This window comes from Streptomyces sp. XM83C (assembly GCF_023072675.1).
GTDB classification, from domain to species: domain Bacteria; phylum Actinomycetota; class Actinomycetes; order Streptomycetales; family Streptomycetaceae; genus Streptomyces; species Streptomyces thermocoprophilus.
The window spans coordinates 1-11,542 of the sequence record NZ_JALLGL010000195.1; the positions used below are offsets into that span (position 1 = coordinate 1).

An 11,542-nucleotide genomic window follows, 5' to 3' on the forward strand; every position below is an offset into this window, starting at 1 on the left:
GTTCTGGCGCTGGCGGTGGCGGTGGGCGCGGTGACCCGGTGGACGCGGTTCGGGCGGGAGCTGCGGGCGGTGGTGGACGACCGGCGGCTGGCGGTGCTCGGCGGGGTGGACGCGGACCGGGTGGCGGCGGCCGGGTGGGCGTTCGGGTCGTTCACGGCGGGCCTGACGGGTGTGCTGCTGGCGCCGTATGTGCGGCTGGACCCGTACGGGTTGCCGCTGCTGGTGATGGAGGTGGTCGCGGTCGCCGTGGCCGCGCGGATGCGCAGCCTGCCCGTGGCGGTGGCGGTGGCGCTCGTCGTCGGCGTGGCGCAGAGCCAGCTGACGCGGCTGCACCCGACCGGGTGGGGGGCGCCGCTGGTGCAGGCGGTCGGCACGAATCTGTTCGTGGTGACGCTGCTGGTCGCCGCGCTGGTCCTGCCGGGGGTGGGGGCGCGGGACGCGCTGCCGCGCGCGGTCACCACGCGGGCGGTCGCGCCGGCCGGGGCATGGCCGGTGGCGGTGGTGCTGTTCCTGCTGCCGCTGGGCCTGGCCGGCTCGGACCTGCACACATCGGTGCAGGTACCGGCGCTGGGCGTGGTGCTGCTGTCGCTGGTGGTGGTGACCGGGCGCGGCGGCCAGATCTCCCTGGGCCAGGCCGCGTACGCGGGGCTGGGCGCCCTGTTCACGGCCCTGCTGGCGGCGGGCCGCTTCCCGGCCGTGCCCGCGCTGCCGGAGCTGCCCGCGCTGGCCGTGGCGGTGCTGCTGGTCGCCCCGCTGGGGGTGCTGACCGGCTGGCCCGCGATCCACCGGCACGGTCTGGCGCTGGCCCTCGCGACGTTCGCGGTGGGCGTCGGAGTGAGCCGTTTCGTCTTCGCCCAGCCGTCCGTGACGGCCGGGCTGGCGCTGGAGAGGCCGGCGGGTTTCGACGGCGACCGCGCCTACTACGTGCTGGAGCTGGTCCTGCTGAGCGCCGCCCTGCTGGCGGTACGGCGGCTGCGGCAGGGCCGCACCGGGCGGGCGCTGGCGGCACTGCGCGACCACGAGGGGGGCGCGTCGGCGGCGGGCGTGCCGGTGCCGACGCTGAAGCTGTGGGCGTTCGTCGTGGGCGCCGCCCTGGCCGCCCTCGGCGGCGGCCTGCTCGGCATGGGCCTGCGCGCCTTCGACCCGGGCGCGTACGACCCGGTGCGCGGCCTGCTGTGGTTCGCGGCGGTCGTCGCCCTCGGCGCCGACAGCGCGCTGGGCGCTCTGGCCGCCGCCGCGCTGCTGGTGGGCCTGGACGCGGGCGCGCGGGGCGGTGTCGCGGCGGCGACGGTCGGCGTGCTGGCGGTGCTGGTGGGCCGGCTCCCGCAGGGCCCGTACGAGACGCTGCGGCAGACGACCCGCCGTCTGCGCCCCGGCCCCGGGTCCCGCCTGACGCCCCTGGGCCGGGCGACCCGCCGGCGCCTGCACCGGCACCGGCGGCCGGGCCCGCCGGGCCTGATCCCGGTCCCGGCGGGCGCCACGGCGTACGGGACCGGCGACGGTGGCGCGGGGGGCGGGGGACGTACGGGCGACGGGAGCGGGGTGACCGGAGGAGGCGCGGGACGTACGGGCGACGGAGGCGGGGTGACCGGAGGAGGCGCGGGACGTACGGGCCATGGAAGCGGGGTGACCCGAGGAAGCGGGGGACGCAGGGGCCGTACGAGCGGCGGAGGCACGGCGTGCGGAGCCGACGCAGGCCGTACGGACGGCGGAGGCGAGACGAGCAGGGCGGGCGGCCCGGCCGACGATCCGGCCCCCGGTTCCGCATCCGGGTCGGCGCCCGGTTCCGCATCCGGATCCGACGCGGGGTCCACCTCCGGCCCGGCCCCCGGTTCCACATCCGGATCCGACGCGGGGTCCACCTCCGGCCCGGGGCCCGAGGCCGCCCCCGCGCCGGCCGCCGCCGTCCCGCCCCGCGGGCCGCTCCCCGAGCCGGGCGGCTCCTCCCCCGTGCTCGTCGCGCGGGACCTGTGGCTCCGGTACGACGGGTTCACGGCCCTCGCCGGTGTGGATCTCGGGGTGTCTCCCGGCCGGGTGACCGCCGTGGTCGGACCCAACGGGGCCGGCAAGAGCAGCCTCTTCCACTGCCTGGCGGGGACGGCCCGGCCGGCGGACGGCCGGGTGCTGTACCGGGGCATGGACATCACGCGCACCCCGCCGCACGTCCGCACCCGCCTCGGCGTCGCCCGCACCTTCCAGCAGCTGGCCGTCTTCCCGACGCTCACCGTCGCCGACAACGTCCGCGTCGGCGCCGAACAGGCCGGGGTCCCCGATCCGGCCGCCGCCGTGGAGCGCACTCTGCGTCTGCTGCGCCTCGACGGCCCGTTGCGCACCCGCCCGGCCGCCGGTCTGCCGACGGGTGCGCTGCGCCGCGTGGAGCTGGCCCGCGCGCTGGCGGGCGGACCGCGGGTGCTGCTGCTGGACGAGCCCGCGGCCGGTCTGGACGACGCCGAGGTGGCGGCGCTGGCCCGGCTGCTGCGGGCGCTCGCCGCCGACGGCGTCGCCCTGCTGGTCGTCGAGCACGACCTCGATCTGGTCGCCGGCCTCGCCGATGTCGTGCATGTGATGGCGGCGGGGCGGATCGTCATGTCCGGCCCGCCCGGCCGGGTCCTCGCCGGGGGTGCGCCATGACCGTCGTCGCGCTGCACCACGCGCGTGTGCGCTACGGACCCCTGGAGGCCCTGCACGGGGTCACGCTGGCCGCGCCCGGCCCCGCGCTGACCGTGCTGCTGGGCCGCAACGGCTCCGGCCGCAGCACCGCCCTGCGCGCCCTGGCGGGCACGGTTCCGCTGTCGGGCGGCGCGGTGCTGTGGGACGGCGTCGACGTGACGCGGCTGCCCGCCCACGAGCGGGCGCGGCGCGGGCTGTGTCTGGTGCCCGACCGGCGGGCGGTGTTCGGCTCGCTGACCGTGCGCGAGAACCTCGCCCTCGCCGCCCGCGAGTGCGGACCGGCGCTCGACGCCTACCCGCGGCTGCGCCCGCTCCTCGACCGCCGTGCGGGCACCCTGTCCGGCGGGGAGCAGCGCATGCTCGCGGTGTCGCGGGCGCTGCTGGCACGCGCGCGTGTGGTGCTCATCGACGAGCCCGCGCAGGGCATGGCACCCGAGGTGGCGGCACGGACGTACGAGCTGCTGGCCGCTCTCGACGCCTGTGTGGTCCTGGCCGAGCAGCGGATGCCGCCGGCGCTGCGCGGGCGGAGGGCGTTCGTGTACGAACTGCTGCGGGGGCGGGTCGTGTTCGGCGGTGAGGCGGGCGAGTTCGAGCGTCGTGGTGCGCGCGGGCCCCGCCCGGTCGGCGGACCGGGCGGGGCCGGGGTGTGAACCCTCGGGCGCGCGCTCAGAGTTCGAGGCGCTGCCCGGGCAGGATCAGGTCGGGGTCGTCGCCGATGACGGCCCGGTTGTCGGCCCAGATCCGCTGCCAGCTGGTGCCGTGGCGGGCGGCGATGGCGCTGAGCGTGTCGCCGGCGCGGACGGTGTAGTCGCCGCGGGAGGTGCCGCGGTCGCTGCGCGCGGCGCTCCGGCCCGTCCCCTCGGCGGGCTTCCAGGTGGGCGACTTCGAGGACTTGGCGGACCTCGAACCGGACGTGGTCCCGCCGGCCTTCGAGGACTTCTTCGCGGTGCCGGCCGCCGATGTCCGGGGTGCGCTGCCGTACGCCCCGGCGCGGGCCGAGCAGACGGGCCAGGCTCCCCACCCCTGGGAACGCTGGACCTTGGCGGCGACGGCGATCTGCTGGGCCCTGGTGGCCTTGTCGGCGGTCGGCGCGTAGGCCGTGCCGCCGTAGGCGCGCCAGGTGGAGGCGGAGAACTGGAGTCCGCCGTAGTAGCCGTTGCCGGTGTTGATGTGCCAGTTGCCGCCGCTCTCGCACTGGGCGATGCGGTCCCACACGCCGCTGTCCGCCGCCGCTGCGTTGCCGGTCGCGGCGAGCAGACCGAGAGGCGCGAGGAGCGCCGCCCCGGCGAGGGCTGCCGTCGTACGGGTCTTCCGGGCGTTGTTGCGGGTGTTATCGGCACATTCGGACATGAAGTTCCCTCTCGGACAACTCGGGGTCCCCCAAGGCGGGACGCCACCTTCGCGCGTGGACGCGTCGGTGTGCGTCCGCCCCGTCCGCCGGCAGAGGGACTGCGTGACGCAGTCCGGTGGTGCGGTCGGCGGACGTACCCGAGCGGTGCTCGTTGCACACGGCGGAGGAATGTAGGGAGCCGGGCGGCCCGGCATCAACCAAGTGCCTTTCGTTCCAGGCCAGTTGCCCGTTACCGCCGGTATCGTCGAAATCCGGACAGCCACTAGATCCCCATATTTAGGGATACGCGACCGACGGGCGTCACCAAACCGTGACCTACTTCACCCTGTCAACTTCCTTGACTCGGCGGCCTTCTGACGTTGAGTGACCGATTCCGTGGGGCAGGTCACGCTGCGCGTCCGACCGTACGATTCCGTTCCGCCAGGTGCGTGACTCCCACCACAGATCGCCCGTTGAGTCCTTCATGAGCCGGGGACCCTCCCGGCCTCACCGAAGCACCGCATCCCGAGGGAGCCACCCGTGCCGCGCATGCTCGACGTCAGCGACGAGGTACGTGCCGAGATCGGCGACGAAGAAGCCGACCGACTGCTCGCCGGAGACAACGCCCCCGGCAGTTACGACTGCACCTCCTGCCGTACTCCCGGCGACTCCGAGCGCGAGCCCACCAGCACCGTTCTGTTCATCGGCGACGAGACCGCCGTACTCGCCTTCGCCCACGCCGGCTGCCTGCCCTCGCAGGTCGTCCAGGTCACCGAGGAGCAGCTCCAGGGCGCCGTCCGCTCCATCGGCGGGGACATCCCCCCCGGGGCCCCCCCCCCCCCGCCGTGACCGAGCCCGAGAGGGCCGTACCCGAGCAGGCCGTGCTCGGCGTGACCAGCGGACTCGTGCTGATCGCCGGGGAGTTGCATCCCGCGCTGGTCGTCGAGCCGACCGCGCCGATCGTGCGGCCCGGCACCACGGGCGCCGGCGACGACTTCCTGCCGCTGCTGATCGAGCAGGGGTTCATGCCGCTGACCGAGCTGACGGGCGTGCCGCCGGTGCTGCACGGCTGGTCGGTGCTGCTCGCCGTGGGCCGGCTGCACGCCATCCTGCAACCGGGCACCGACGGCGGCCAGCCGGTCGCCTGGTGGCAGGCCCACCAGCCGCTACAGGTGACCGACGGCTGGCGGGCCGCCGCCAACAAGCACCAGCAGGTGCTGATGTACGCGGCCCCCGTCGGCTCCATCGGCCGCCAGCCCCGCGAGGACCTGCTGCGGGACGCCCTGGACAAGGCCGCCGCGAACGGCAAGCTGGTGGCCGCCGCGCTGCCGCTCGCGGGCACCTGACAGCCCCCGCGTGCCGAACCGGGCGGCGGGGCCGCATCCTTCGACGCGTCGGCGTCGTTTGGCTGTACGTGCACACCTACGACGCCCCCCGCCGCCAGGACCCCCTGGGCGGCCTCTCGGCCACGCCGATCTACGACGCGCTCTACGCCGAGTACGTCAAGTCCTTCCGTACGCTGCCGGGTGACCGCAGCGGCGAGGAGGAGCTGGGGTTCACCGCCTTCGGGCGCAGCCCCTACAGACCGGGCTCGTTCGCCCGCACCGGCTCGTACAGCGCCTACAGCGCGGGCGCGTTCAGCGCGCGGCAGCAGACGCAGTGGCAGCGCGTGGGGCACCTGGAGGCGCAGCGCCCGGGTGACCGGCGTGTCCCGGCGGCGCTGCCGCCCGGGCGGCACGCGGCCGGCTGAGCCGGTCCACGGCAGCCGGAAAGGGCGGTCCCTCCGCGAGGGACCGCCCTTTCCGGCGACGGCTGCGGCCGACGGGCCGGCCCGGCTACTTCTTGCGGCCGCGCTTCTCCCGCACCCGCACCGAGATGTGGATCGGCGTGCCCTCGAACCCGAACTCCTCGCGCAGCCGGCGCTCGATGAACCGCCGGTAGCCGGCCTCGATGAAGCCGGAGGCGAACAGCACGAACCGCGGCGGCTTGGTGCCGGCCTGCGTGCCGAAGAGGATGCGGGGCTGCTTGCCACCCCGGATCGGGTGCGGGTGGGCGGCGACCAGCTCGCCGAGGAAGGCGTTGAGACGGCCCGTGGGGACGCGGGTCTCCCAGCCGGCCAGCGCGGTCTCGATCGCCGGGACCAGCTTCTCCATGTGGCGGCCGGTGCGCGCGGAGACGTTCACGCGGGGCGCCCAGGACACCTGGCCCAGCTCGGTCTCGATCTCCCGCTCCAGGTAGTAGCGGCGCTCCTCGTCGAGGGTGTCCCACTTGTTGAAGGCGAGGACGAGCGCGCGGCCCGCCTCGACCGCCATGGTGACGATGCGCTGGTCCTGCACGGAGATGCTCTCGGAGGCGTCGATGAGGACGACGGCGACCTCGGCCTTCTCCACGGCGGCGGCGGTGCGCAGCGAGGCGTAGTAGTCGGCGCCCTGCTGAAGGTGGACCCGCTTGCGGATACCGGCGGTGTCGACGAACTTCCAGGTCCTGCCGCCCAGTTCGATCAGCTCGTCGACCGGGTCACGGGTGGTGCCGGCGAGTTCGTTGACGACGACACGCTCCTCGCCGGCCACCTTGTTCAGCAGAGAGGACTTGCCGACGTTGGGGCGGCCGATCAGCGCGACCCGGCGGGGGCCGCCGAGGCCGGCGCCGCCGAAGGACTGCTCGGGCGCCTCGGGCAGCGCCTCCAGCACGGCGTCGAGCATGTCGCCGGTGCCGCGGCCGTGCAGCGCGGAGACGGGGTGCGGCTCGCCGAGGCCCAGGTTCCACAGGTAGGCGGCGTCGGCCTCGCCGCTGGGGCCGTCGACCTTGTTGGCGCACAGCACGACGGGCTTGCCGGCCTTGCGCAGCAGCCGTACGACGGCCTCGTCCGTGTCGGTGGCGCCGACCTTGGCGTCGACGACGAAGACGACGGCGTCGGCGGCGTCGATGGCGAACTCGGCCTGCGCGGCGACGGAGGCGTCGATACCGAAGACGTCCTGCTCCCAGCCGCCGGTGTCGACGACCTTGAAGCGGCGGCCCGCCCACTCGGCCTCGTAGGTGACACGGTCGCGGGTGACGCCGGGCCGGTCCTCGACGACGGCCTCACGGCGGCCGATGATGCGGTTGACGAGGGTCGACTTGCCGACATTGGGGCGGCCGACGACGGCGAGCACGGGCAGCGGGCCGTGCCCGGCCGCCTCGATCGCGCCCTCGACGTCCTCGATGTCGAAGCCCTCTTCCGCGGCGAGCTCCATGAACTCCGCGTACTCGGCGTCGCCGAGCGCCCCGTGATCGTGCTCGTGCGCGTCCGAGCCGTCGGGCTGGATGTGGTCGTTCATGAAGTCCGTACCTCGTCGTTCATTCGTGGTGATCGGTGGACCCGGTCCGACGGGGTCGGGCTGATCCACTACTCAGTGTCGCCTAGCGCCGGGTGAGACGCCTGGCGTTTTCCAGGTGGCGGGTGAGCTGTTTCTGGATGCGTTCCGTGGCCCCGTCCAGGGCCTTGCGGGTACGCCGTCCGCTGCCGTCGCCCGCCTCGAAGGGGTCGCCGAAGACGACGTCGACGCGGGAGCGCAGCGCGGGCAGCGCCTTGATCAACCGTCCGGGCCGGTCGGAACTTCCCAGCACCGCCACGGGCACGATCGGCGCGCCGCTGCGGACGGCGAAGTAGGCGAGCCCGGCGCGCAGCGAGGCGAAGTCGCCTTCGCCGCGGGTGCCCTCCGGGAAGATCCCGAGGACGTGGCCGGCCGCGAGGACGTCCAGGGCGCGGGTGATCGCGGTGCGGTCGGCCGAGGCCCGGTCCACCTTCAGCTGACCGATGCCGGTCAGGAAGGGGTCGAGCGGTCCGACGAACGCCTCTTTCTTGATCAGGAAGTGGACGGGCCGGGGGGCCACGCCCATGACCACGGGCCCGTCGATGTTGTGGGAGTGGTTGACGGCGAGGATGACCGGCCCGGTCGCCGGTATCCGCCAGGCGCCGAGCACACGGGGCCGCCACAGCCCGTACATCAGGCCGACGCCGATGCGCCGCCCGATGTCGGCGCCCCGCTCGGAGGGGAGGGACGGTGTGGTCACTTCCCCGCCCGCTTCTCCTCGACGAGGGTGACGACACACTCGATGACCTGCGCGAGGGTGAGGTCGGTGGTGTCCACCTCGACGGCGTCGTCCGCCTTGGCGAGCGGGGAGGTCTTGCGGCTGGAGTCGGCCGCGTCCCGCTTGAGCAGGGCCTCACGGGTGGAGTGCAGGTCGGCGCCCTTCAGCTCGCCGCTGCGGCGGGCGGCGCGGGCCTCCGGCGAGGCGGTGAGGAAGATCTTCAGGTCGGCGTCGGGCAGCACGGTCGTACCGATGTCACGGCCCTCGACGACAATGCCGTTCTCCGCGCCGGCCGCGATGGAGCGCTGCAGCTCGGTGATGCGGGCGCGCACCTCGGGGACGGCGCTGACGGCGCTGACCTTGGAGGTGACCTCCTGGGTGCGGATCGGGGCGGAGACATCGGTGCCGTCGACGGTGATCGTCGGGGCGTTCGGGTCGGTGCCGGAGACGATCTCCGGCTTGCCGGCGACGGCGGCGATCGCCGTCGGGTCGTCGATGTCGATGCCGTTGGTCACCATCCACCAGGTGATCGCCCGGTACTGGGCACCGGTGTCCAGGTAGCTCAGGCCGAGCTGGGCGGCCACGGCCTTGGACGTGCTCGACTTGCCCGTGCCGGAGGGGCCGTCGATGGCGACAATCACGGGCTGGGCGGCGCCGTTTTCCACGGGGGGACACCTTCCTGGTGCGCTGCGGTGGTGGGGTGCGGGACGCCAGGGCCGTAAGGGGGCGCCCCGCACAAGGTTACCGGCCCCCCGGGGGCCTCCCCTACGGGCGGAGGGCCCAGCCCCGCTCGCGCAGCGCGGCGGTCAGCACGGGCACCGCCTTCGGCTCCACCATCAGCTGCACCAGACCGGCCTGCTGCCCGGTGGCGTGCTCGATGCGGACGTCCTCGATGTTGACGCCGGCGCGGCCCGCGTCGGCGAAGATCCGGGCGAGCTGGCCGGGCTGGTCGTCGATGAGAACGGCCACGACCTCGTACGTCCGCGGGGCACTGCCGTGCTTGCCGGGGACGCGGACCTGGCCGGCGTTGCCGCGGCGCAGGACGTCCTCGATGCCGGTGGTGCCCTCGCGGCGTTTGTCGTCGTCGGAGGACTGGAGTGCCCTGAGGGCACGGACGGTCTCGTCGAGGTCGGCGGCGACCTCGGTGAGCAGGTCGGCGACGGGTCCGGGGTTGGCGGAGAGGATGTCGATCCACATCCGCGGGTCGGAGGCGGCGATCCGGGTCACGTCGCGGATGCCCTGCCCGCACAGTCGTACGGCGGCCTCGTCGGCGTGCTCCAGGCGGGCGGCGACCATGCTGGACACCAGGTGGGGCATGTGGGAGACGAGGGCGACGGCGCGGTCGTGGGCGTCGGCGTCCATGACGACGGGGACGGCCCGGCAGTGGGAGACCAGCTCCAGGGCGAGGTTCAGCACCTCGGTGTCGGTGTCGCGGGTGGGGGTGAGCACCCAGGGGCGGCCCTCGAAGAGATCGCCGGTGGCGGCGAGCGGGCCGGACTTCTCCCGTCCGGACATGGGGTGGGTGCCGATGTACGCGGACAGGTCGAGGCCGAGTGCCTCCAGCTCGCGGCGCGGTCCGCCCTTGACGCTGGCGACGTCGACGTAGCCGCGGGCGAGGCCGCGGCGCATGGCGTCGGCGAGGACGCCGGCGACGTGGGCGGGCGGGGCGGCGACGACGGCCAGGTCGACGGGGCTTTCGGGGGTCTCGTCGGTGCCGGCGCCGAGGGCGGCGGCGGTGCGGGCCTGCTCGGGGTCGTGGTCCGAGAGGTGGACGACGACGCCGCGCTGGACGAGGGCCAGGGCGGCGGAGGTGCCGATGAGGCCGGTGCCGATGACGAGTGCGGTCCTCACTGGGCGATGTCCTTGCGGAGAGCGGCGGCGGCGCCGAGGTAGACGTGGTTGATCGCGGAGCGGGGCTTGTCGGACTCGATGTGGGCGAGGATGCGCACGACGCGCGGCATGGCGCCCTCGATGTCGAGTTCCTGCGCGCAGATCAGCGGTACGTCGACGACGCCGAGCTTGCGGGCGGCGGCGGCCGGGAAGTCGCTGTGCAGGTCGGGGGTGGCCGTGAACCAGATGCTGATCAGGTCGTCGGTGGTCAGCCCGTTCCGTTCGAGGACGGCCGTGAGCAGGGCCCCGACCTGCTCCTCCATGTGGCCGGCCTCGTCCCGTTCGAGTTGGACGGCGCCCCGCACCGCTCGTACCGCCACGGCGTCGCTCCTTGCTGACAGCGCGCGTGTTCCACGCGTCTTCGGCTCTTCGGCCGTCCAGCCTAGTCAGGGCGCGGGGGGCGGGCGCGCGAGGCCCGCCCCGTGAGACGCGCCGGCGGGCCGGTCAGGCGTCCCAGAGCGTGCCGAGCGAGAGCAGCTCGTCGCGGTACTCGATGCGCTCCGCCCATTCGGCGGGCCAGGCGTCCGCGCCGAGCCAGGCGCCGGCGAACGCGCCGGTCAGGCACGCGATGGAGTCGGAGTCGCCCTTGGTGCAGGCGGCGCGGCGCAGCGCGGTCAGCGGTTCGTCGGGGAAGAGCAGGAAGCACAGCAGGCCCGTGGCGAGGGCCTCCTCGGCGATCCAGCCGTCTCCGGTGGCCAGGCAGGGGTCGGTCTCCGGGGAGACGGTGCGCACGGCGTGCTCCAGGCGTTCGAGGACGGCGAGGCATTCGTCCCAGCCGCGGGCGATGAAGTGCTCGGGGCCGGGGTCCTGGGCGCGGGTCCACAGGTCGCCGAGCCAGGTGTGGTGGTAGCGGGTGCGGTGGTCGAGAGCGTACGACCTGAGCTGTCCGACGAGTCCGGCCGGGTCGGTGCCCCGGGCGAGGAGGTGCACGGCGTGCGCGGTGAGGTCGGAGGCGGCGAGCGCGGTGGGGTGACCGTGGGTGAGGGCGGCCTGGAACTGGGCGGCGCCGGCGCGCTGTTCGTCGGTGAGGCCGGGGACCAGGCCGACGGGGGCGACGCGCATGTCGGCGCCGCAGCCCTTGGAGTGGATCCGGCTCGCGTCCTGCCAGGGGCGGGTCTCGTCGGCGAGGATCCGGCAGGCGGTGAGGCAGGTGTTGCCGGGGGCGCGGTCGTTCTCGGGCGAGTGGTACCAGGCCACGTACTCCTCGCGCAGCGGGCCCTCCAGCCGCTCGGCGGTGAGGGGGCCGTCGGACAGGGCGGTGCGCAGGGCGCTGCCGAACGCGAGGGTCATCTGGGTGTCGTCGCTGACGATCGCCGGCCGGGGCAGCTCCATGCCGCGCCAGGGCCCGCACTTGGCGAGGATCGACGGCAGGTCGTCGAACTCGGTGGGGAAGCCGAGGGCGTCGCCCAGGGCGAGGCCGGTCAGGGTGCCGGTGGCAACCTTCTTGCGGACGGTGACGGTCATGCGGGGCGTCCTTCCTGGGTGGGCCGAAGCAGCGGCGGGTGGAGCCGGGCGGCGGCCTCGGCGGACTCGTCGGGCAGCAGGAACCCGCCGGGCAGTGCCCACTGCCCGGCGTAGGGC

Annotated in this window: 10 protein-coding genes and 2 pseudogenes; 4 read left to right on the forward strand and 8 right to left on the reverse strand. The window is 74.7% G+C overall.

Annotation, left to right across the window (positions count from 1 at the left end):
- A partial coding sequence (locus MTQ10_RS20795; RefSeq protein WP_374117656.1) for an ABC transporter permease subunit occupies positions 1-2,631 on the forward strand: 2,631 nt, incomplete at its 5' end.
- Entirely contained in the window at positions 2,628-3,320 is a 693-nt protein-coding gene (locus MTQ10_RS20800; protein ID WP_247470382.1) for an ATP-binding cassette domain-containing protein, read from the forward strand. The genes MTQ10_RS20795 and MTQ10_RS20800, both read left to right, overlap by 4 nt.
- Positions 3,321-3,336: 16 nt before the next feature.
- Here the strand turns inward: MTQ10_RS20800 and MTQ10_RS20805 are convergent, their stop codons facing one another.
- Positions 3,337-4,020, reverse strand: a complete 684-nt coding sequence (locus MTQ10_RS20805) for a LysM peptidoglycan-binding domain-containing protein (RefSeq protein WP_247470384.1) — start codon at positions 4,018-4,020, stop codon at positions 3,337-3,339.
- 520 nt (positions 4,021-4,540) lie between these two features.
- On the opposite strand from MTQ10_RS20805, the pseudogene MTQ10_RS20810 reads away from it, so the two are divergent.
- Positions 4,541-5,346 (forward strand): annotated as a pseudogene (locus MTQ10_RS20810) (hypothetical protein).
- 68 nt (positions 5,347-5,414) lie between these two features.
- On the forward strand, positions 5,415-5,750 hold the full coding sequence (locus MTQ10_RS20815) for a hypothetical protein (protein WP_247470386.1): 336 nt from the start codon (positions 5,415-5,417) through the stop codon (positions 5,748-5,750).
- Positions 5,751-5,835: 85 nt separating this feature from the next.
- Here MTQ10_RS20815 and der read toward each other — a convergent pair whose 3' ends face one another.
- The 7 genes and pseudogenes from der to MTQ10_RS20850 form a co-directional block, all read right to left on the reverse strand.
- Entirely contained in the window at positions 5,836-7,317 is a 1,482-nt protein-coding gene (gene der, locus MTQ10_RS20820; RefSeq protein ID WP_247470388.1) for a ribosome biogenesis GTPase Der, read from the reverse strand.
- Between the two features lie 82 nt (positions 7,318-7,399).
- The gene (locus MTQ10_RS20825) at positions 7,400-8,092 is read right to left on the reverse strand and encodes a lysophospholipid acyltransferase family protein (protein WP_374117657.1); all 693 of its coding nucleotides are present in this window, start codon (positions 8,090-8,092) and stop codon (positions 7,400-7,402) included.
- Positions 8,050-8,736, reverse strand: coding sequence for a (d)CMP kinase (gene cmk / locus MTQ10_RS20830; RefSeq protein ID WP_247470391.1), 687 nt, complete (start codon positions 8,734-8,736; stop codon positions 8,050-8,052). The genes MTQ10_RS20825 and cmk overlap by 43 nt, the downstream gene beginning before the upstream one ends.
- Before the next feature lie 100 nt (positions 8,737-8,836).
- Positions 8,837-9,922: a prephenate dehydrogenase gene (locus MTQ10_RS20835; RefSeq protein WP_247470393.1), complete on the reverse strand. Its 1,086-nt coding sequence runs from the start codon at positions 9,920-9,922 to the stop codon at positions 8,837-8,839.
- Positions 9,919-10,281, reverse strand: coding sequence for a chorismate mutase (gene aroH / locus MTQ10_RS20840; RefSeq protein ID WP_247470395.1), 363 nt, complete (start codon positions 10,279-10,281; stop codon positions 9,919-9,921). Before aroH ends, MTQ10_RS20835 begins: the two co-directional genes overlap by 4 nt.
- Before the next feature lie 124 nt (positions 10,282-10,405).
- On the reverse strand, positions 10,406-11,425 hold the full coding sequence (locus tag MTQ10_RS20845; RefSeq protein ID WP_247470397.1) for an ADP-ribosylglycohydrolase family protein: 1,020 nt from the start codon (positions 11,423-11,425) through the stop codon (positions 10,406-10,408).
- Positions 11,426-11,469: 44 nt separating this feature from the next.
- Positions 11,470-11,542: pseudogene (locus tag MTQ10_RS20850) on the reverse strand (NUDIX domain-containing protein); the annotation flags it as partial.